Here is a 20,395-nt window from a genome sequence, read left to right as displayed (position 1 = left end):
TAATTTTTTAAATTACATTGAAAATGTGGTGTATTGATAGGTACTATACTGGCATTATCAAGTTGATATCTATGGGTAATAGGTGCAGTACCATGGGAATGACAGAAACAATTGACGCGCGATTGCGGGAAGGATTATTGCCTTCTTACCTTGTGGTAACGGATGATTCGCATCATCATATTGGCCATGCTGGATATCGTGAAGGCGGGGAAAGCCATTTTTCGATAGAAGTTGTTTCTGAAAAGTTTGCGGGTGTTAATCGGATTAACAGACAACGAATGGTTCATGAGTTGTTAAAAGAAGAGCTTGCATCAACAATTCACGCTTTGCAGATTAAGGCAAACACTCCTGCAGAGATAGATTCTACAGGTAAAGGTGTTTCCTGAATGGCGAAAGAAAATGATAAGATGTCATTTCTTTCGCAAAGTCGACGAGATCTCCAAAAGGAGATGAAGCGACTGGCTGGAGAAAATGACCTGGTTCTGAAGAATGTAACGATTCGCGGGCGGCGTACATCATTGCGTTTAGAGCCTATGATGTGGCGAGGGCTAGGCGAGATTTGCGAACGTGAAGGCCTTGCCTTGAACGAGATTTGTAATCTTGTTGAAGGAAGGCGGGTTCAATCAAGTTTAACTGCTGCAATCCGGGTTTTTACGTTATCGTATTTCAGAACAGCAGCTCAGGAAAAAAGAGGCTGGAAGCCGATTCCTGTGTCGCAATATCCAACAATATCTAAGAAATAAATAACTGCGGTTTCTTATCGGTACTCTAGGAGCTGCCGGTATAGAAATCCGGCCATTCGTGCTTGACAATCTCTCCATCAGAACTATACGCGTGACAGGTGCCAATAATACCCGGGCGCCTCAAAGGCTTCTTTTCATTTCTGGTTTTTGCCTGATTTCTTATCATCGCCGGATAAAGGGTTTGAAATGTAACTGTTGCCATTGTCCCCAGCATTTCAACAAGATGTGTGCATCCTTCAGTGCCGCCAACAGTTTGTCGAATGGCATTACGCCATCCCGGACCAATTTTCAATCCAATGATTCTTTTGAAGTTTGGTGTGATTGAAGGGCAAATTGAATAGGGACTGTCATCAATACAGGCTTCTACATCCTGAACGATAAAGTTAATATCAACTGTCAAGCGGATCCACATATCATGAAGGGCTTCGCCAGGTTCGATTGTGCCCCTGAACTGGTTGTCAAAGGGGTAGGATTTAACATCTGTAATGCGTCCTTCAATATCCCATAGATTATCTTCACGCTCATATCCCTGAAAGTCATAACGTCGTTGATGAAGATGTTTTCGCTTCTTTGCCGGGGGTAGGGGCATATGTGGTGACCTCTGTTATTATAGAGTTTCCGTTTTAGGTTATTCCGGGACAGGAGATACACGTATTGACGTTATCTGATGACGTTTACGTTCCAGAATTTCGAACCTCATGCGGTGGAAAACAAAGGTTTGTCCTACTTTAGGGATTTGGCGTGCTTCATGTAAAATAAGCCCGGCCAATGTTGCCGCTTCGTCATCGGGAAGTCTCCATTCAAATTGTCGGTTCAAATCCCTGATGGTTACAGTACCGTTGATGATGAATTCATTCTCTGTAACGGTCTGAACACCTTCGATGTCAATGTCATGTTCATCTGATATGTCACCGACAATTTCTTCCAAAATATCTTCAAGTGTAACGATACCCTGCATTTCGCCATATTCATCGACAACGATGGCAAAGTGGGCATGTCGATCCCGGAAGGCATGGAGCTGGGCAAGAAGGCTTGTCGATTCCGGGATAAACCAAGGCTTGCTGGCAATTTCGATCAGCGTGTTTTTATCCAACTCGCCTTCATGAGCACGAATTGCACGTAACAAGGCTTTGGCATGTAAAACGCCAACGATATTGTCGGGCTTATCTTGCCAAAGCGGGATCCTGGTATAGGCGCTGGATAAAACATCTTCGATAACTTGTGCTGGTGCCTGGTCAATGTCGCTTGAATTGACATCCTGTCGATGGGTCATGATTTCATCGACTTCAACATCATCTAGATCAAGAATAGATCTGAGCATTTCACGCTCGTGGCGGACCTCTTTTCCTTCACCTTCGTGAAGGTCAATCGCACCACGTAATTCTTCTTCAGCAACTTCGCTGTTTTCCAAATCTGCTTTTGTACTGGTGAATATCGTCAGGATGACGTGAACGATGATTTCAACCGCGAGTGCAATCGGTCCAAAAATGAATACGATTGGTCGCAAGATTGGCGCAGAGGTAAGAGCTGCTTTGTCAGAGTGTCTCAAAGCATAAGTTTTGGGGAGAACTTCGGCAAATATAAGTACCAGAGCGGTCATCGCGAGGGTCGCATATATAACACCAGCCTCACCAAACAGGCGGATCAAGACCGAGGTCGCTAGAGCGGATGCTAAAATGTTGACGAGGTTATTTCCCAGCAGGATTGACCCGATAAGCCTTTCCTTTGCACTCCAAAGCTTGTTAACAATTCTGGCTTTCTTGTCCCCGCTTTGCTCAAGCGTATGCATGCGTGGCTTTGAAGACGCTGTCATTGAGGTTTCTGCGCCAGAAAAAAAGGCGGAGATTGCGAGCAGTACCACAATGGCACCGATTGAGAGAATTAACTCTGTTTCCATGGCCCTTTCAGGGGTTGTGGATAAGGCGGAACGAGCATTCAGGCAATAAAGCGTTTCATAAAATCAGAAACCACCGCCATGTCTACCGCGTTATCCAGATAAGCCTGACCAATGCCTTTTGTCATAACAAAGGTCAGGCGTCCGTTACTTACTTTTTTATCTCTGCTCATGTGATCCATCAGGCGGGAAACTTCAAGTTTTTTTCCACCCAAAGCATTAGAAGATACATAATCTGTTGATATCGGCAGGCCGATATTCTCAAAGTGTGCGCGAACGATTTTGGCGTCCTGCTCCGAACACAAACCAAGCTCGGCTGATAAATCATGTGCCATAACCATACCAATAGAGATGGCTTCGCCATGAAGCAAAGATCCATTATATCCTGTTTCTGCCTCTAGAGCATGCCCAAAGGTATGTCCCAGATTAAGCAGTCCCCGTGCACCAGACTCTTTTTCGTCCTGGGCAACGATTTTGGCCTTTGCTGCACAGGAAACAAGCACGGCATGTGTTCGGGCAGATATGTCGCCGGAAATAACTTTTCCTGCCTTGTCTTCCAGCCATTCAAAAAACTGAGGATCGTTAATCAACCCGTATTTCACAACTTCTGCGTAGCCGGCGAGGAGCTCTCTTCTAGGCAAGGTTTCAAGTAAGCCTGTATCAGCAAGAACAAGTTTTGGTTGATGAAAACTGCCAACCAGATTTTTACCTCGTGCTGTGTTAATGCCTGTTTTTCCGCCAACTGAACTATCTACCTGAGATAACAGAGTTGTCGGGATCTGAATAAAATCAATGCCTCGCATTACAACGGCTGCTGCAAAGCCAGCCAAATCGCCAATGACGCCGCCACCAAAGGCTATGAGTGTCGATTTTCTATCGATATTGTGCTCAAGCAGAAAGTCGATTACGTGATCCAGTTGGCGAAAGCTTTTGGTTTGCTCGCCAGAAGGTAAAATCAGTGTGTGACTTTTTATATCTTTTGATTTAAGAGCAGTTTCCAGAGTCGGCAGGTGGTGTTTGGCGACGTTTTCATCTGTAATGATGAAAGTTCGATCCTGTTTTATGAAGGGACGAACAAGTGAGCCAGCATTGGCGACTAAACCTTCGCCGACAAGGATGTCGTAGCTGCGGTCATCTAAATCAAGTGTTAGCCGTTCATAGGTTTCTGTGCGCATTCTATTCTATCTTCGTAGGTGGCTTCGTTACTGACTTGTTCCGCTTTTATTTACAACGATTTGTGGCAAAAGCGTTGAAGTCCTTCCAGGGCATTACCTGTTGTCAGGTCTGCGGAACCTTCTTCTGACTCAGTAATGATATCTGCTTGTTCATAAATGGGGTAACGTTCTTCGATTAATCGGGATAATATCTCGCGATGGTTACTGTTTCGAAGAAGAGGCCGATGATTACGACGAGATGTCCGTTCAACAAGAATATCCAGATCTGCTCTGAGCCAGAGCGAGATACCTTTTTCGGCTATGGTATTTCGGGTGAGTTCGTCCATGAAGGCACCGCCCCCTGTTGACAGAATTTGAACGGGCCCTTCCAGCAGACGTTGAATAACCAATCGTTCTCTGTCGCGAAAATAGGCTTCGCCGTGCTCTTCAAAGATTTCGGAAATTGTGCAGCCCGCAGCTTTTTCTATTTCGACATCAGCATCTACAAAAGGCAATTTCAAAGCCTGTGCCAGCTTTTTGCCTATACATGTTTTCCCTGCACCCATTAAACCAACGAGAACAACAGTTTTTGGGGGAGTAAAGTTCCCGTTTGATGACATCGTACCTTTTACCGATTCACATTAATCACTTAAGCCTAGCCTATAGAAAGGATTTCTCTGAAACAAAAGGAAAAGAATGTCGAGAGGCAGATTTAAGTGCGAATTCCGGTCTTTGTTCGCTTCTGGAATATAATTTGGTCGGGGAGATCACTTCTCATTGATGTAATGGCCCAACAACTCTGAAAGTCTTTGGTAAGAAACGCCAAACTGTGCTTGGGATTTATAAGCTGCATTTTCTTCCCCTAAGGCAGCATGTATTGGCAGGGTTGCCGCTCCCTTCTGTACCATTTGATCTGCGTGCGGCGATTTGATTACACGTGGAAGGTCTCTTTCTCCTCTTTCGCTGATCGATCGCATAAATGGTCTGGATAAACGGATAACAGCTTCAAGAAACCAATCAGGACAATCACCTCCTAATATGATTGTTTCAGGATCGTAAAGATTTTCGAGTGAATTTATACCAACCCTGAAATATTCAGCTTGTTGTTCAAGCCAGGATATCACCCTTGGATCATTCGGGGGGATGTCTGCGAAAGAATCATAGGGATCACGCTGTATTTTGTCTTGTTTTTGCAAGTAGGTAGTCAATGATTCCAAAGATATATACCCATTTAGGCATCCCGGATTGCCACAGGTGCAAATAGGGCCGTTTATATTCACAACAAGGTGCCCGATAGATCCTGCGCGCGCTGATCTGCCGCCATAGATTTTACCATCAACCATCAGGCCTGCGGACAAGTCAGGTCCTATAAAGAGGTAGATGAAATTTCTGAAATTTCGAGCACTTCCTTGTAGAAACTCTGCTAAAGCAGCAGCAGCGGCAGCGGTTTCAAGAAAGGTGGGTATCTTCAGTTCTTTGTATAGAAGTTCAGCAATGTTTTTCGGATCTGTTATCAGATCGCTGGTGGCGTGACGGTGATTTCGATCGTCATTTTCTGCCATGATGATTCCGATGCCTAGCACGCGCCTGATGTCGGTCTTGGTATCTCTTAGGACATCAAGACAAAGTGGTTCGATCAGGCGAATAACATCTTCATCAGTGGAATAGGTTGCATCAACCTGTTCTGAATGCATCAGGTTTCCAGATAGATCAACCAGACTAATGGCAATTTTGTTGATTTCAATCCGAATACCGATACTAAAGGCAGCTGTCGATGATATCTGGAGTATCCGTGAGGGTTTTCCTGCACCACCCTTTTTGTAATTACCCTCGGTAACAAAGTTTGCTTCAAGGAGTTTCTCGACCAAGTTAGAAATTGTCTGGCGAGTCAAACCTGTACGTTTGGCAATATCTGCACGTGAGATTTCATCGCCGGAAAGTATTTCACTTAAAACCAGGCGCAGATTGTGGGCTTTCGTCTGTTCTAAATTGGTCCCTTTTGGGGGCATGAAGCTAAAGGCCTTGTTTGTAATTCGGATTTGTAATTTGTGCGTTTTAATCTACCGGGTAAAACGAAAATAGCAAATTTAAATATATAACATATTGAATTTATTTTAATAATAATGATTTGTCAAAATATTTGACAAATATGAAATTTTTAATACCATTAAATGAACAAATAAATAACAAACGGGAGACTGACGTGCTTGGTGTGAAAAAAATTAAAACATTATCCTGGGTTTCTTTGTTGATGGCCGGAATTGCCGTTGGCATTTCAGCGACCCAGGCGGGACCGCTTGAAAGGATTGATTTAAGCAAGTCGCCAGAAGGTCCAAATGGAAATGCGGCACAACCTGCAGGTAATATTGCTATTAACTCTGATGAAGCAGCTGCGATCAAAAACAAAAACTACAAAGCGGCATTGGTTTGGCATGCTTCTGGTGACTGGGTTAATGCAGTTACAGAAGGAGCCAAGACAAAATTTGAGGAATTGGGCATTGAAGTTGTTGCGACAACAGATGCGCAATTTGACTCTGCGCGACAGGCGAGTGATGTCGAAAATGTTTTGGCTCTGAATCCTGATATTATTCTGACATTGGTTATTGATCCAGTCAGTGGTGGAGCAGCTTTCAAACCTGCTGTAGATAAGGGAACTGAACTTGTTCTGCTGTCTAATCCAATTGCAGGATATAAACCCAATAGCGAATACACAGGTATTGTAACTGATGATATGTACGGTATGGGCGTTGCTGCGGCAGAAATGATGAGCGATGCAATTGGCGGGACAGGTAAAATCGGTTTCATTTATCATGATGCCAGTTATTTCATCACCAATAATCGTGACAACGCTTTTCGTACTGCCATTCAGGAAAAACATGCAGATGTAGAAATTGTCTCGGGAAAAGGCTTCACTGAAGAGGGGCAGACTTTTGAGCTTGCTTCTGCAATGGTTCTACAGAACCCGGATCTCAAGGGAATTTATGTTGCCTGGGATGTCGCGGCTGAAGGTGTGATTGAAGCATTACGAGCACAGGGGCGGAGTGATGTGAAGGTTATCACGCATGATCTGGGGCAAAATAATGCGCTGGATATGATCAAACAAGGTAACATGTACGGTACGGTTGCGGACAGACCCTATGAAATCGGTCAAGCTATGGCAATGCTTGGTGTCTATGGACTTTTGGATAAAGAATCTCCGGCCTTTTCTGTCGTTGGCTATGATAAGGTGACCAGGGATAATCTGGCTGTCACCTGGGAGAAGTCTTTACGTCGCCCAATCCCGAAAAAACTGAGTGATGCGCTGCAATAGTTGTAGAGCTTTTCACCTTACAAAGATCACTTATCCTCTGGGGAATGGGTGATGGTATCGTTATCCATTCCTCTCTTTTTATCTTTCGGGTCTTTTCGATATAATTCCCTGATTGATAAGGATTGAATTGCAAAGCATTGCAGTTTTTGTGGGTATCTTTGTTATTTTGATTGATGAGGCCTTAACTAAGGTATTGATATGACTTTCCTGTCTGAAACACATTCTCCGGTGTTTCATAAAATTCTTAACCGAGAGTATTTTGTTTATTACGCGTTGATACTCGTAATTGCCTTTTTTGCTGTCGTGCTTTCTGAAACGGCGTTTTTATCAACTCCGAACTTTATGAACATTATTCGACAGACCACGCCGATTACAGTCATGGCCGTGGGTATGACATTTGCTCTGGCTGTGGGGCATATTGACCTTTCTGTTGGCTCTGTTGTTGCTTTGTCTGCGCTTGTCTGTGGTTTGCTGGTTGATATTGTCCCTTGGCCTGTGGCTGTGTTTGCAGGCTTGAGTGCAGGTATGCTTGTTGGGTTAATAAACGGTGTTTTGACTGAATGGCTCAAAGTGTCCTCGTTACTTATCACTCTTGGATCAATGGGGGTGATTTCTGGAATTGCCCGGGTCATTACTAATCTTGAATCTATTCCGATCACGAACGATAGCTTCACCTATATTTTTGGCTCAGGAAGCTTTGGCCCCGTGTCGGTTATGTTTATCTGGACCCTGTTCGCATTGGTTTTAGGGTGGGTTTTTCTCTCGAAAACCAGATTTGGCAGTCATCTGTTGGCCGTTGGCGGTAACCCCACGGCATCCCGTGCCCTCGGCATTAATGTGGTGAAGGTAAAAATCACAGCAATGGTGATTGCTGGTGGAGCGGCTGCAATGGCGGGAATGCTGTATGCCGGACGTTTGCATGGGGCGAGATATAGCCTTGGTGAAGCTGACTTGCTGACTGTTATAGCGGCGGTGGCAATTGGTGGCACAAGCCTTTTTGGCGGGCGGGCGTCCGTTGCAGGGGCTGTTGTTGGTTCCTGGCTGATGGGCGTTATCAACAATGGCCTTATTTTGTGGGGGTTTTCCACAAATGAGCAAATCATCGCAAGAGGTCTTATTCTTATCGTTGCCGTTGCCATTGGTGTTAAGGAGGACAGAAGATGACTGCTGAATATCATGTGCCGGATAATGCCTTGGAAGTGAAAGAAATTCACAAGTCCTTTGGCGGTGTACAAGCGTTGAAGGGCGTCAGTTTCTCAATCTTGAAAGGCGAAGTTGTTGGACTTCTCGGGGATAACGGTGCCGGTAAATCGACGTTGGTTCGCTGTATCTCTGGGGTGCATCCTCAAGATAGCGGCGAAATTCTGATCAATGGACAGAAAGTCGATATTAAATCTCCACAAGATGCACGGGATCAAGGCGTTGAAACTGTTTTTCAGGACTTGGCTGTTATCCCGAATTTTGATGTTTCCAAGAACCTGTTTTTGAATCGCGAGATTCTTTCATCGAACCCTGTTTTGAAATTCTTTGGGTGGTTGGATCACAAGGAAATGAGTCGCCAGAGTGAAATTGCCCTGAAACGCCTGAATTCCCGTATTCCATCTTTCAAGGAAGAAATCAAAAATCTGTCGGGCGGACAGCGTCAAGCTGTGTCTATTGCCCGTGCTGTAAATTGGGGTGCAGACATTGTTATTATGGATGAGCCAACAGCGGCGTTAGGGGTCGAGCAGGCTGCTCAGGTGAATAACCTGATTAAACTGATTAGCTCACAGGGTATCTCAGTACTTTTGATTAGCCATAATATTCAACACGTTATGGAAGTTTGTCACCGTGCGGTGGTTTTACGTCACGGACGTGCTGCGGCGAATGTACTGATTGAGGATATTACGCCAGATGATCTTGTAGGGCTTATCACCGGTGCAAAACGGGCTGCTTGATCAGGCGTTTATCTTAAGACGTTCTGTATGTCTTTAGGCAGGGTTTAGCTTACTTCAGGCAACAAAATTTGAAGGAAAGAACAATGGGTGTGTTGGAAAATGCACGTGCGGATGCGCGTGAGTTAATAGCGAAGCTTACGTTGGAACAAAAGGTGGGGCAGCTCTTTATGTTGGCCTTTGGTGGCAAAGATCTCACCTATGCCAGAGAACTTGTTCAGGAACGTTATATATCCGGGTTCTACATTTCCCAGGATAACGCCGAGACAGTATCCGAAGCTCGAAATCTGACGCAAACTTTGCAAGCTGCGGCAAGCTTGACAATGCTTGATCTGCCGCTGATTTTTGGCGTGGATCAGGAAGGAGCATGGGGTGTCGCCGTTTCTGAAACCACGACAGGCCCTGGAAATCTTGCTTTGGGATCTGCGGATGATACATCTTTAACGCATGAGGTTTATGGTATCTATGCACGAGAAATGATGGCATGTGGTTACAATGTTATCTTGTCCCCTTGTTCCGATATCAACAGCAATCCGGATAATCCAATTATTGGAACACGCTCGTTCGGGGAAGATCGCGATAAAGTTGCCAGGCATGTGAGGGCTGCTGTTGAAGGGGCTTTGGATAATCACATTGTGTGCTGCGGAAAACACTTTCCGGGACACGGTGATACCAGTGAAGATAGTCATCGCTTGTTGCCAACTGTCGATAGAAGTCTGTCTTATTTACTGGATCAGGATCTGATTCCTTTTCAGACGGCCATTGATGCCGGATTGCCAATGATCATGACTTCACACATTAATTTTCCACAAATTGATCCTGATTTTCCTGCAACTCTTTCCCCCAAGATTATGCGTGATTTATTACGCGACAGAATGGGCTTTCAGAGGGTGATTGTGACTGACAGCATGAACATGTGGGGGATGCGGAAGAACTATGATCCTGCTGAATCTGCTATTCTTGCGCTGAAAGCTGGTTGCGACATTGTCATGTTATCTGAAGAGCATTACGAGCATGATGCAACAAATTATATCGCCAAGCAAAGGGCAACTATTGATGGTGTCGTCGAGGCTGTTGCAGCAGGTGATCTTGCTTTGGATGTGGTTGAAGATGCTTTGGAAAGAATTTTCTGCCTGCGGATTCAATTGGCAACGAATATGGACCTTTGCAACGCAAATCTTCAGGATATTTCAACTGAAAAACATCGTGGTCTTGCTGATCTTGCTGCAGAAAAAGCCATTCGTATTGTCAAGGACAGAGACAATCTTCTTCCCCTTGTTGGCAAAGTAAAACTACTTGGTCTTAGTGCTGCCGAGGCTCATCAGATGGTCGTTAATACACGTGGTATTGGACCAAATGATCCCAGTGCCGCTTTTGATGTGCTTTGCGAAGAACTTAAAAAAATGTCGGCAGACGCTGGGACGGATATAGAGATTTTATCAGAGGCCGAGTTGCAAGATTATCTTGCTGGTGAACGCTGTTTTGGTGACGAGGATATTGTGATTGGTGTTACCGAAGACTATCCATTGCCGGGTATGGACTATGATGTTGATTTTCAGGCAGAGCGGCTGGAACAACTTGTTCAGATGACCAAGGGTAAGATGGTGGTGTGTGCGCTTCGAAGTGACTATGAACTTCGCTCTCATCCTGATCTAAGTACCTATGTCGCCGCCTATTCCAGTCGTGCTTGTTCTGCGCGGGCAATGGCCCGGTTCATTGTTAAAGAGAAAAAAGAGAGTATGGGGTAGATGTGCTCTTGGTGTTGTTCAGAATTTGATTTTGAATGATATCAACTTGTATGACGCATTTTGTTTCAAAATTCAGAAAATCTGTATGGTGTACTTCTTTTGACTCTCTAGGGTTATTCATGGAAAACTGAGCTTGGAAGGACTTGATGGATGGATTTAAATCTTCAGGGATATCGCGTTCTTATTACAGCAGGAGCCGCAGGGTTGGGGAGGGCCACAGCAGAGGCCTTTCTTCGCGAAGGGGCTAATGTACATGTTTGTGATATTGATCCCAAAGCGTTGGATGATTTTTCTTTTGAAAGCGATCCTAAAAAGGAAGGCCAGTTAACGAAAAGCTTGCTTGATGTGACAGATGAGGCGGGAGTTAAGACGTTATTCGCTGATTTGAAAGCAAGCTTTTCTGGCTTGGATGTTTTGGTTAATAACGCGGGTATTGCTGGTCCCACAGGTGAACTGGAAACTCTGGATTATGATGCATGGCAAAAATGCATTTCTGTGAATATTGATTCTCAGTTTCTTTTTTCTCGCGAAGCCATCCCTTTGATGAAAATGCAAAGAAGTGGTGCAATTTTCAATCTTTCTTCTACTGGGGGATTGTTCGGATTTCCCTATCGGACACCTTATGCCGCGGCTAAGTGGGCTGTTGTTGGTATAAGCAAAACAATGGCCATGGAACTTGGGCCTTATGGTATTCGGGTAAATGCGGTTGCGCCAGGTTCTGTGTCAGGACCACGGATGGATCGGGTCATTGAAGCATCTGCCCAAGCGCAAAATGTTTCGCCTGATGTGGTGCGTGAACAATTCGAAAAACAGACATCAATGAGAACTTTCGTCTCACCGGAAGATATCGCGAATATGATTCTCTTTGCCTCTTCACCACAGGGAAGCAAAATTTCAGGTCAGGTTTTGACAGTGGATGGGCATACAGAAGGATTGTCCCTCAACTGAAGTCCAAATAAAAAGAGCTGTACCCCAACAGGTTGTTTACAGATACAAAACCGGGTTTTAGACTGTCCCAATCTCGCCATACTCTAGTGATAGATATATGGTGTTATGAATAGCTTATTGACCCAAACAGATAGAGTGAAGCTTACGCTCCATGAAGAAATTCGGCCTTTTTGTCTTTGTTATCCTGATCGGTGCTTTGCTTGCAGGGGGTGTTTTCCTTTTGACGTGGGATATTCCCGCGCCTTCTGCAAATGTGGAAAAGGTCATTCCCAATGATCGCCTTACCAAATAAGATGTCGTTCAAATTACTTGATTCTGCCAAATTGTCTAAATCTGCCAATTTGTCCAAGTCGATCCTCGTGGGGACTGCTTTAAGGCTTTCCATTGGGGCATTTTCTGTTGGTATAGGCGCGTCCTCTTATGCGCAGACTCAATTAATCCCGCAGCAACCGACATCTGATCAATCGATAACTGGTCAGCCTTTATCAGAGACTCCTGCTACGCCTGGTATTGAAAGTACACCTGTTAGCTCTGGCGGGATACAAGTCGATAGTCTTGGTGGTCTTGATCTGGACAGCATAGGCACACTTAGTCCCGGGCAAGGCGGGCTTGGTTATGACATGTGGCGACAAAGTTCGTTGCAGGATGTTTTTGCTCTGATTAAGCAGATGCCTGTGAGCTACAATTCCGCGATAGGCAACAATCTGGCAAAGAGAATGCTGTTATCCAGTGCCGGACGGCCGTTGGATGACAAACCATTGCAGAGTGAGCAAAGCCTTCTTTCTCTTCGATTGGAAAAATTAGCTGAGTTAGGCGCTTATTCGGATCTTGATAATCTGTTTCAGAGAATTCCAACACGTTCTGATAGCGAGCAACAGGCACGTTACCGAAGTGACAGTCTTTTGATGACTGGAAAAAATGGCGATGCCTGTCAGGTTATTCAGGGAAAGTCTGCAACAGGTAAAGACAGTTACTGGATACGTGGCATGGTCTATTGCCACTTTTTGCAAAAACAGGTTGATCAGGCACTTCTAGGCTTGGATCTTTTGAGGGAAACAGGCGAAGAAGCGGACCCCCTTTTTGAAGAACTTGCTCTTGCTGCTTCAGGGGCAAATATCAAACTGTCCGGTAAAAGTGCCGGACGTGTTGAACCCATACATTGGGCACTGGCAGCTCTTTCAAGCTCTCAACTACCTGAAGAGCTGGACAATTTTCTGAACCCCGGTGTTCGAGATGCTTTGGTCAAGGCAGAAGAATACTCTTTGGAACGGCGTGTTTATGCGGCTGAGGCGGCTGTAAAAAGCGGGGCGTTAGCGCCAGATATACTCGTTAATCTTTATAGCGGTTATGCTTTTGAACCGGAAGAGATTGATGCTGTTGTCGGCGGTGAAATCAAACGCGATGGCTCTGCATTACGAGCACTGTTCCTGCAAGCAGCGCAGTTGCAGGCTGTGCCTGCAGCACGGGCCGAGATTGTTAAAGCAGCTCTTGATCAGGCAGAGGTTGATGGAACAGCGTTCCTGATGTCACGAGTCATTGCAGATCTGGTGGCTGAAATTCCTCATTCGGCGGATTTAACGTGGTTTGCTCTACCTGCTGGGCGTACGCTTTATTTGGCAGGACAGCGTGAACGGGCGGATGCGTGGCTGCTTTTGGCGCGTCAGTATATGTTGAGCGAGGAAACCGCAGCTGCCAATTTGACGGCGCTTTGGCCCTATGCCCGACTTTCCGGCATGGAAGGTGGTGAACGCTATGGCACCTTGAAGGGCTGGGCGTCCGCGCAAAGTGATGTCGGGCCTGAAGTTCTAAATCAACAGTTAGTTATGTTACGCTCGTGTATGCAGGCGCTTGGTGAAAATACCCGTCTGAGCTGGGGCGAGCTTGCTTCGTTGGAAATAACATCACCCGGTTTGGCGCCATCGGCAGCTTTGCTCTATGCCCTGAAGGATGCACAAAACGGCGGACGTTTGGCAGAGGTAGTTCTTCTTAGTCTGATTATTCTGGGCGAAGAAGGTCCTGGTGATACGCACAGTCTTGCCTTGGGAGGTGTCGTGGAAGCTCTTTATTCCGTTGGACTACAAAATGAAGCGCGGTCGCTGGCAATTGAAGCAACTGTTCTTAGTGGCATCTAATTGATGGCTGGTTCTTGATGTTTTCTGCATCCAGAATCTCCACTTTTTTGGAGATGATGTCTGCTGAACGCGGGGCCAGCCAAAATACTCTGGAAGCATACGAACGTGATCTGATGCGGTTTGATGATTTTTTGTCTTGCCGCCGAAAAGATATAGTGGCTGTTGAAGCATCGGATATTAAGGCTTATTTGGCTGATCTAACCGTAGAGGCGCTAAGTGCCCGAACGCAGGCACGCCACTTGTCTTCCTTAAAACAGTTTTATTTATTTCTTATGGAAGAAGGTGTGCGACAAGATAATCCTGTCGCGGAAATAGGCACGCCGCGTATGGCGCAAGCGTTGCCAAAATTTCTTTCTGTGGAAGATACCGATGCTCTTTTGAAAGCTGCACAAGACGATCAGACAGACGAAGGTTTGCGCCTTTGTGCGCTAATCGAGCTGTTATATGCTACTGGGATGCGGGTGAGTGAACTCGTATCTTTGAAGATATCCCAAACGCAGCGTGACTCCCGTATTTTAACTGTAATGGGAAAAGGAAATAAAGAGCGGCTTGTTCCTCTTAGTCCTCAGGCGCGTGAGGCACTGGACCGGTATCTTCTAATACGTGATAATTTTTTTATAAATCTCGGGCAGGATAAAGTCAAAGATGCGGGATGGGTTTTCCCTTCTCGTGGGAAGAGTGGTTACCTGACACGTCATCGCGTCGGTCAGCTTCTAAAAGAGCTAGCTATAAAAAGTGGCGTCATGCCATCCAAGGTATCTCCGCATGTTTTGCGTCATGCTTTTGCGACCCATCTGTTGGAAAATGGTGCTGATTTGAGATCTGTACAGAAAATGCTGGGACATTCTGATATCTCGACAACCCAGATTTATACCCATGTTTTGCAGGAGCGTTTGCAGAAACTGGTATTTGAAAAGCATCCCTTGTCTTCAAAATCCTGATCTCTTTTATCCTGATCACTTTTATATAGCGAATATTGTCATAACTTCAGAACTATCCTCTGGTCTTGATCGGGTATTTTCGCGCCAGTTTTTGTGGCAACGCGCGCAATTTTTCTTTCACAGAATTTCCACGAGCTTGACAGAATTCATTTGTCAGGTCACAGTTTATGTTGCGGTGCACAATAAGAGTTGGCTGAAATCGAAAGCGAACCGGAACCCAAGGGAGTAAGACATGAGCTTTACAATTCCAGAAGAAACCACTTCACGTCTCAATCGTAGTGAACTGGCTGTCCCGGGAAGTAATCCCGTATTGTTTGAAAAAGCGGCGGCATCCAAAGCAGATGTAATTTTTCTGGATTTGGAAGATGCGGTTGCACCAGACGATAAAGAGCAGGCGCGTAAAAATGTCATAGAGGCAATAAACGATATCGATTGGGGGAACAAAACCCTGTCGGTTCGTATTAACGGTCTGGATACTTCCTATATGTATCGGGATGTGATTGATGTGCTCGAACAGGCTGGGGATAGACTGGATTTGTTTATGATCCCCAAGGTAGGTACTGCGGCAGATATCTATGCATTGGATATGTTGTGCACACAGGTTGAAGCAGCCAAAGGTCGCCAGAAAGCTGTTGGCTTTGAAATGATTATTGAAACGGCCTTGGGTATGCAGAATATCAATGAAATTGCGGCTGTATCGAAACGAAATGAAAGCCTGCATTTTGGTGTCGCGGACTATGCAGCATCGACGAAGGCCCGAACGACAGGCATCGGCGGCCCCAATCCGATGTATGGTGTTTTAACAGATATTGATGGTGACACACCAAGAGATTTTCACTGGGGAGATATGTGGCATTATGCTATTGCGCGCATGGTTGTTGCTGCACGTGCGAACGGCCTTCGTGCTATTGATGGCCCCTTTGGTGACTTTTCTGACCCGGAAGGATATCGTGCCCAAGCAAACAGAGCGACAATTCTGGGCTGTGAAGGGAAGTGGGCGATCCATCCGAACCAGATTGGAATTGCAAATGAGGTTAACAGCCCGTCAGAAGCCGAAGTAAACAAAGCGAACCGCATTCTAGACGCGATGGAACAGGCCCAGCGTGAAGGTAAAGGAGCTGTTTCTCTGGATGGGAGGCTTATTGATATTGCCTCTATTCGACAGGCAAGTGTGATGGTTGAAAAGGCGAAAGAAATTGCCTCAGTTGATGCAGCATCCGAAGGTTAAGACTGCATAACAGGATTTGAGTTATGACGTTGGCCGGCCCCTGAAAGGGCCGGTCTTTGTTATGTGTGGCCTTTTGTTATGTTGATCGGGGAATAACTTGCGTAACCAGAATTAAGCAAAAACTTGAAATTGCGCGTTTGAAAGATACTATGCGACGACTATATTTGTTGACTGATTTTCACGATGTGATAGACAACGCCTTATGCAAAATTTCCTAGATTTCGAAAAACCGATTGCTGAGCTTGCTGGTAAGATTGAAGGCCTGCGGCATCTGTCTGACAGCAGCAGTGATGTGAACATTGCCGACGAAGTTTCCAAGCTGGAAGCAAAGGCTGACAAGCTGTTGCGCCAAACATACGCAAAGTTGAGCCCTTGGCAAAAAACACTTGTTGCGCGCCATCCTGATCGTCCTCATTGCAAGGACTATATTGAGGCGCTGATCGAAGACTACACACCGTTGGCCGGGGATCGGGCGTTTGCCGAAGATTTTGCCATTTTGGGTGGCTTGGGGCGTTTTCGTGGTCAATCCGTTGTTGTGATTGGTCAGGAAAAAGGCGCTGACATGCACAGCCGTGTGAAGCACAACTTCGGTATGGCACGCCCGGAAGGTTACCGTAAAGCACAGCGTTTGATGGATATGGCAGAACGCTTTGAGTTACCTGTTATCACCTTGGTTGATACGGCTGGTGCCTATCCTGGTGTTGGGGCAGAAGAGCGCGGTCAATCCGAAGCGATTGCACGTAGTATCGAAAAGTGCCTTGCGATCAAAGTTCCACTTGTCTCGGCTGTTATCGGCGAAGGTGGTTCAGGTGGTGCGATTGCTCTGGCCGCTGCGAATACTGTCTTGATGCTTGAACATTCAATCTATTCCGTGATTTCTCCCGAGGGCTGTGCCTCTATTCTCTGGCGCTCTGGTGATCAGGCTAAAGAAGCTGCTGAAGCTCTTAAATTGACGGCTCAAGATCTGGAAATTCTTGGGGTAATTGATGAGGTTATCGCAGAACCAATGGGCGGTGCGCATCGTGCTAAAGATGTATGTATTGCTGCTTTGGGCGATAGCATCGAAAAGCATTTACAAGAACTTTCTCAGTTTGGTGGTGCAGAGCTTCGTCAAAAGCGTCGTGATAAATTCTTGGAGATGGGGCAAAAAGGTCTCTGATTTTTTGCCAACTAGATTATGTGAAAGGCCGCTTTTCAGCGGCCTTTTTTATGCACAGCAAACATGTAAGTTGAGTGTTCTCAAGCCGGAGCTATATCAACAAAGGTGTCATTATAACAAGCACCGGACATGATATCTGTTCTGGTTTCTGAATTGATCAAGGCATTAACCGTTTGACCGGAAGCACTTGATTTTAGCCATGTACCCTTTGGTGAATAAAAAACACCGGGTTTCACCTTGTCGGTCACTTTAGCCAGTAAAATAACTTCCCCCAGCGCATTCCATATTTTGACCCTTGAGTTGTCCGTAATACCCTTTGTCTGAGCATCTTCTGGATGAATTTCTAGTTGCTCTATGGCAATTGAGTCTTTGTGCCCGCCAAAGGTTGCGTTTGTCCGTTTACTGGACGAAGGGGAGATCAAGGCAAACGGAAGATCCTGTTCGACTTCTTCATAACGGGGAAGGCCATATCCAAACTGTTGTTCCAAATCTTCAGAGTAGAGTTCTATTTTCCCTGATTTTGTTGCTGGGAAAACTGTTTGGCACATGATGAGTTCCTGATCGTTTTCAGCCAGCATGGGCAAAGATCTATCAATAGGTACTTCGCTGGGGCGAAGGCCCTTCATCTGTGGTGCATCGGGATCATAGGCTTCATCCATCAGTTGGTAATCATCTGCTTTAAATGTATCATCGTTAAATTCGAAGCGTGCGGCCAGTCTACGGAAGATTTCGGTATTGGGTAGGGAACTTCCCACAGTGGGAATAACAGGTTCTGCCCTTTGCAGATGGGCTTGACCATAAGCGGCATAGATATCAGGGAATTCGAAATGGCTTGATGCTGGCAGAATAACATCAGCATAGGTCATGCTGTCGTTCATCTCGACATCACACCCCACGATAAAAACATCTTCCCGGCTGAGCGCCCGACGCATTCTGTTTTGATCCGGGTGGGTACAAACCGGGTTGTGATTATAGATAAAGACAGCTTTGATCGGTGGAGCCAGACTATCGTCGAGTATGTGTTTGGCAACATCAACGATGTTGAGCATTCTGGTTCCTTCCGGTGCCAGATCCGGGCGTCTGAGTTTGTTTGTTGTTGCAGGGAACGCGAGACCTTGTTTGGCAATGACACCAGCACCGGCCCGCCCCATGTTACCTGTTATAACCTGAAGGGCCATTGCGGCTCGGATAGAGGAGCCACCAGAATGGCCGCGTTCTGCGCCATTCCCAACTGACATGGAAACATTTTTTGCAGTGGTATAGATATTCAAAAACTCTTGAATCTGCTCTATGGGAATTTGGCAAATTTTTGCAGCGTCGTCCAAGGAGTATTTTTTTGCGGCCTTCAGATATTCGTCTATTCCATAGACCCAACGATTAATAAAATCGGTGTCTAGTGCAGAACGCTTTTCCAGCTCAGCAGCCAGTGCCAGAAAGAGAACGATATCTGTCCCGGGCTTGATTTGAATAAAAAGATCAGCCTGTTCCGCTATTTTTACTTTCTTGGGGTCAATAACAATTAGCTTTGCGCCATTCTTTTTGGCTGTTTTAATAATCCGCGCTAAATGCAAATTCGAGACCGTGACGTTATTACTCGCCACAACAATCAGATCAGATTTAACCGCTTGTTCTGGCTCCATACCGGGGGCGTTCCCAAACAGACTGGTGTAGGCTGTTCCGCGCACAGCTCCACATAGAGGGCCTCTGTCGAGTTGGGTCGCGCCTAGTTTATGGAAAAATCGAAAATCCATTGAACCACCAGCGAGCTGTCCATGTGGTCCTGCATAGTTGAATGGTAGCACGGACTGAGGACCATACTTTTCAATAGCAGAATTTAAGCCGTTGTATATATGATCAAAGGCCTCATCCCAGCTAATAGCTTTATATTCCAATGATCCTCTGGGACCGGTTCGCAATAGAGGTTGCGTTAAACGGCGTTCTCCATGAATGAAGTCTGGATAATAGTCGGATACCTTTTTGCATATAGCGCCAGCAGTGTAAGGATTGGCATCAGACCCGCGGACCTGAATGATGTGTTTTCCGTCCGTTACGACGGACAGACTACAGGTGTCGGGGCAATCGAGGGGGCAAACACTGGGTTTACTGTGCAAGTTTGTTGCAGCGGACGCGGTATCCAGGGACATTTCTTCGGCTCCATACGCGAAATTGCGCTTCATCTCATCTTTCCTGATGTAATCTTTTTGGACTCGTGATTACACATCGCAGGATAGGGCCAATTCTTTGTTCTAGTAGGTCCATTTATTAGATTGGCTTGGTGCCGCTTTTTCTGAATTAGCTATTCAGGATTTCTTTTAGTGTTGTCGCTAGAATTCCTGTCAGATCCGGGCGTTGTCCGCGATGTTTCTCGACCAGTGAAACTGTCCGTGTTGTGCTTGGCTTGCCAAAGGGACGAACCAACAGATTTGATTTGTCTTCGAGGCTGCTTTCGGGAACAATTGCTGCACCCAAACCCTTGGCAACCATACGCTGGATGGCTTCGAGAGAATCAAGTTCCATGGCTTCTCTGAGGTTTGCGCCTCTGTTTTTAAGGCTTTGTTCTATAACACGTCCAACCCCCGTTAGATGGTTGAAACGGACAAAAGGCAGTTGGCTTAAGAGGGCAATATCCCCATCTTTGGTCTTGGCGATTTTTTCATTCTCAATGTTTTTCTGGGCAATGACGACAAGACGTTCTTCTCTGAGTTTTGTTGATTTCAGTGCTGCGTCCAGACGCTGGGCTTCTGTGATGATAATACAATCCAGTTTTCCCTGTATCAGTTCACGGGTTAGTTCGGTGCTCAACCCACTTTCGAGCCGGACATGCAAACGTGGGTGTTCTTGTCCCAGTTGGGCAAGGACTTCGGGTAAAAAGGAAGATGTTGCACTTGGGATGGCCCCCAGTCTCAATAGGCCGGACAGATCCCCGGTTTTCGATCCCGCTTCCGATAGGGAATCGTAAAGCTTGATGATTTCTTGTGCTTTCCCCAACAACCGAATGCCCGCAGGATTAAGGTCTGGTGGACGCCGAGTTCGATCAAACAGTGCTGTCTGTAACTCGTCCTCTAATGACTTGATCTGCATGCTGATTGCGGAATGAGTTAATCCCAACTTTTCTGCTGCAGCCTGAAAACTGCCGGTTTCAGCAATTTCTATTAAAGTGCGGAGTTGGCGAATACCCATGAAATAACATCAAAATAATTGAAG

The 20,395-nt window shown here is 45.9% G+C and carries 19 protein-coding genes; 12 read left to right on the top strand and 7 right to left on the bottom strand.

What is annotated here, in order from left to right:
• Nucleotides 1-92 precede the first annotated feature (92 nt).
• Both D9A03_RS01075 and D9A03_RS01070 read left to right on the top strand, forming a co-directional pair.
• Nucleotides 93-386, top strand: coding sequence for a BolA family transcriptional regulator (locus D9A03_RS01075; RefSeq protein ID WP_120495392.1), 294 nt, complete (start codon nucleotides 93-95; stop codon nucleotides 384-386).
• Nucleotides 387-743, top strand: coding sequence for a ribbon-helix-helix domain-containing protein (locus tag D9A03_RS01070; RefSeq protein ID WP_216825347.1), 357 nt, complete (start codon nucleotides 387-389; stop codon nucleotides 741-743).
• A gap of 25 nt (nucleotides 744-768) precedes the next feature.
• Here the strand turns inward: D9A03_RS01070 and D9A03_RS01065 are convergent, their stop codons facing one another.
• From D9A03_RS01065 to D9A03_RS01045, 5 genes are all read right to left on the bottom strand, one after another.
• The gene (locus tag D9A03_RS01065) at nucleotides 769-1,332 is read right to left on the bottom strand and encodes a DUF2889 domain-containing protein (protein ID WP_120495391.1); all 564 of its coding nucleotides are present in this window, start codon (nucleotides 1,330-1,332) and stop codon (nucleotides 769-771) included.
• A gap of 39 nt (nucleotides 1,333-1,371) precedes the next feature.
• On the bottom strand, nucleotides 1,372-2,640 hold the full coding sequence (locus D9A03_RS01060) for an HlyC/CorC family transporter (protein WP_120495390.1): 1,269 nt from the start codon (nucleotides 2,638-2,640) through the stop codon (nucleotides 1,372-1,374).
• A gap of 38 nt (nucleotides 2,641-2,678) precedes the next feature.
• Entirely contained in the window at nucleotides 2,679-3,812 is a 1,134-nt protein-coding gene (gene aroB / locus D9A03_RS01055) for a 3-dehydroquinate synthase (RefSeq protein ID WP_120495389.1), read from the bottom strand.
• Between the two features lie 50 nt (nucleotides 3,813-3,862).
• Nucleotides 3,863-4,411 carry a shikimate kinase gene (locus D9A03_RS01050; protein WP_120495388.1) on the bottom strand — a complete coding sequence of 183 codons (549 nt, stop codon included), beginning with the start codon at nucleotides 4,409-4,411 and terminating at the stop codon, nucleotides 3,863-3,865.
• 147 nt (nucleotides 4,412-4,558) lie between these two features.
• Nucleotides 4,559-5,800, bottom strand: a complete 1,242-nt coding sequence (locus tag D9A03_RS01045) for an ROK family transcriptional regulator (protein ID WP_120495387.1) — start codon at nucleotides 5,798-5,800, stop codon at nucleotides 4,559-4,561.
• 194 nt (nucleotides 5,801-5,994) lie between these two features.
• Between D9A03_RS01045 and D9A03_RS01040 the strand changes: the two genes are divergently transcribed.
• The 10 genes from D9A03_RS01040 to D9A03_RS01000 all read left to right on the top strand — a co-directional run bounded on the left by D9A03_RS01040 (nucleotide 5,995) and on the right by D9A03_RS01000 (nucleotide 17,191).
• Entirely contained in the window at nucleotides 5,995-7,101 is a 1,107-nt protein-coding gene (locus D9A03_RS01040; protein WP_254054949.1) for a substrate-binding domain-containing protein, read from the top strand.
• A gap of 198 nt (nucleotides 7,102-7,299) precedes the next feature.
• A complete protein-coding gene (locus D9A03_RS01035) occupies nucleotides 7,300-8,265 on the top strand; it encodes an ABC transporter permease (protein ID WP_120495385.1) in 966 nt (321 codons plus the stop codon).
• Nucleotides 8,262-9,038 (top strand): ATP-binding cassette domain-containing protein, encoded by a 777-nt coding sequence (locus D9A03_RS01030; RefSeq protein WP_120495384.1) that lies wholly within the window; start codon nucleotides 8,262-8,264, stop codon nucleotides 9,036-9,038. Before D9A03_RS01035 ends, D9A03_RS01030 begins: the two co-directional genes overlap by 4 nt.
• A gap of 83 nt (nucleotides 9,039-9,121) precedes the next feature.
• A complete protein-coding gene (locus D9A03_RS01025; RefSeq protein ID WP_120495383.1) occupies nucleotides 9,122-10,783 on the top strand; it encodes a glycoside hydrolase family 3 protein in 1,662 nt (553 codons plus the stop codon).
• Nucleotides 10,784-10,933: 150 nt separating this feature from the next.
• Nucleotides 10,934-11,731 (top strand): SDR family oxidoreductase, encoded by a 798-nt coding sequence (locus D9A03_RS01020; protein WP_120495382.1) that lies wholly within the window; start codon nucleotides 10,934-10,936, stop codon nucleotides 11,729-11,731.
• Between the two features lie 151 nt (nucleotides 11,732-11,882).
• Nucleotides 11,883-12,023: a hypothetical protein gene (locus tag D9A03_RS19710; RefSeq protein WP_162937909.1), complete on the top strand. Its 141-nt coding sequence runs from the start codon at nucleotides 11,883-11,885 to the stop codon at nucleotides 12,021-12,023.
• Nucleotides 12,004-13,863 (top strand): hypothetical protein, encoded by a 1,860-nt coding sequence (locus D9A03_RS01015; RefSeq protein ID WP_162937908.1) that lies wholly within the window; start codon nucleotides 12,004-12,006, stop codon nucleotides 13,861-13,863. The genes D9A03_RS19710 and D9A03_RS01015 overlap by 20 nt, the downstream gene beginning before the upstream one ends.
• A gap of 17 nt (nucleotides 13,864-13,880) precedes the next feature.
• Nucleotides 13,881-14,804: a site-specific tyrosine recombinase XerD gene (xerD, locus tag D9A03_RS01010; protein WP_120495380.1), complete on the top strand. Its 924-nt coding sequence runs from the start codon at nucleotides 13,881-13,883 to the stop codon at nucleotides 14,802-14,804.
• 232 nt (nucleotides 14,805-15,036) lie between these two features.
• Entirely contained in the window at nucleotides 15,037-16,032 is a 996-nt protein-coding gene (locus tag D9A03_RS01005) for a CoA ester lyase (RefSeq protein WP_120495379.1), read from the top strand.
• A 202-nt stretch (nucleotides 16,033-16,234) separates the two neighbouring features.
• Nucleotides 16,235-17,191 carry an acetyl-CoA carboxylase carboxyltransferase subunit alpha gene (locus tag D9A03_RS01000; protein ID WP_120495378.1) on the top strand — a complete coding sequence of 319 codons (957 nt, stop codon included), beginning with the start codon at nucleotides 16,235-16,237 and terminating at the stop codon, nucleotides 17,189-17,191.
• A gap of 80 nt (nucleotides 17,192-17,271) precedes the next feature.
• Here D9A03_RS01000 and D9A03_RS00995 read toward each other — a convergent pair whose 3' ends face one another.
• Both D9A03_RS00995 and D9A03_RS00990 read right to left on the bottom strand, forming a co-directional pair.
• A complete protein-coding gene (locus tag D9A03_RS00995) occupies nucleotides 17,272-19,368 on the bottom strand; it encodes a molybdopterin-dependent oxidoreductase (protein WP_254054947.1) in 2,097 nt (698 codons plus the stop codon).
• Between the two features lie 115 nt (nucleotides 19,369-19,483).
• Nucleotides 19,484-20,371 carry a LysR family transcriptional regulator gene (locus tag D9A03_RS00990; RefSeq protein WP_120495377.1) on the bottom strand — a complete coding sequence of 296 codons (888 nt, stop codon included), beginning with the start codon at nucleotides 20,369-20,371 and terminating at the stop codon, nucleotides 19,484-19,486.
• Nucleotides 20,372-20,395 lie beyond the last annotated feature (24 nt).

This window comes from Kiloniella sp. EL199, from assembly GCF_900313065.1.
In the GTDB taxonomy this organism is placed as follows: domain Bacteria; phylum Pseudomonadota; class Alphaproteobacteria; order Kiloniellales; family Kiloniellaceae; genus Kiloniella.
Note: the sequence above shows the minus strand (reverse complement) of the source record. Positions and strands in the feature narration are given on the sequence as shown.

What these genes read in the sequence shown, in the direction of transcription:
- D9A03_RS01065 (WP_120495391.1), bottom strand. Translation starts at nt 1,332, where the DNA reads ATGCCCCTACCCCCGGCAAAGAAGCGAAAACATCTTCATCAACGACGT.
- D9A03_RS01030 (WP_120495384.1), top strand. Translation starts at nt 8,262, where the DNA reads ATGACTGCTGAATATCATGTGCCGGATAATGCCTTGGAAGTGAAAGAA.
- D9A03_RS01000 (WP_120495378.1), top strand. Translation starts at nt 16,235, where the DNA reads ATGCAAAATTTCCTAGATTTCGAAAAACCGATTGCTGAGCTTGCTGGT.
- D9A03_RS01035 (WP_120495385.1), top strand. Translation starts at nt 7,300, where the DNA reads ATGACTTTCCTGTCTGAAACACATTCTCCGGTGTTTCATAAAATTCTT.
- D9A03_RS01025 (WP_120495383.1), top strand. Translation starts at nt 9,122, where the DNA reads ATGGGTGTGTTGGAAAATGCACGTGCGGATGCGCGTGAGTTAATAGCG.
- D9A03_RS01005 (WP_120495379.1), top strand. Translation starts at nt 15,037, where the DNA reads ATGAGCTTTACAATTCCAGAAGAAACCACTTCACGTCTCAATCGTAGT.
- aroB (WP_120495389.1), bottom strand. Translation starts at nt 3,812, where the DNA reads ATGCGCACAGAAACCTATGAACGGCTAACACTTGATTTAGATGACCGC.
- D9A03_RS01045 (WP_120495387.1), bottom strand. Translation starts at nt 5,800, where the DNA reads ATGCCCCCAAAAGGGACCAATTTAGAACAGACGAAAGCCCACAATCTG.
- D9A03_RS01060 (WP_120495390.1), bottom strand. Translation starts at nt 2,640, where the DNA reads ATGGAAACAGAGTTAATTCTCTCAATCGGTGCCATTGTGGTACTGCTC.
- D9A03_RS00990 (WP_120495377.1), bottom strand. Translation starts at nt 20,371, where the DNA reads ATGGGTATTCGCCAACTCCGCACTTTAATAGAAATTGCTGAAACCGGC.
- D9A03_RS01020 (WP_120495382.1), top strand. Translation starts at nt 10,934, where the DNA reads ATGGATTTAAATCTTCAGGGATATCGCGTTCTTATTACAGCAGGAGCC.
- xerD (WP_120495380.1), top strand. Translation starts at nt 13,881, where the DNA reads ATGTTTTCTGCATCCAGAATCTCCACTTTTTTGGAGATGATGTCTGCT.
- D9A03_RS00995 (WP_254054947.1), bottom strand. Translation starts at nt 19,368, where the DNA reads ATGAAGCGCAATTTCGCGTATGGAGCCGAAGAAATGTCCCTGGATACC.
- D9A03_RS19710 (WP_162937909.1), top strand. Translation starts at nt 11,883, where the DNA reads ATGAAGAAATTCGGCCTTTTTGTCTTTGTTATCCTGATCGGTGCTTTG.
- D9A03_RS01015 (WP_162937908.1), top strand. Translation starts at nt 12,004, where the DNA reads ATGATCGCCTTACCAAATAAGATGTCGTTCAAATTACTTGATTCTGCC.
- D9A03_RS01050 (WP_120495388.1), bottom strand. Translation starts at nt 4,411, where the DNA reads ATGTCATCAAACGGGAACTTTACTCCCCCAAAAACTGTTGTTCTCGTT.
- D9A03_RS01070 (WP_216825347.1), top strand. Translation starts at nt 387, where the DNA reads ATGGCGAAAGAAAATGATAAGATGTCATTTCTTTCGCAAAGTCGACGA.
- D9A03_RS01075 (WP_120495392.1), top strand. Translation starts at nt 93, where the DNA reads ATGGGAATGACAGAAACAATTGACGCGCGATTGCGGGAAGGATTATTG.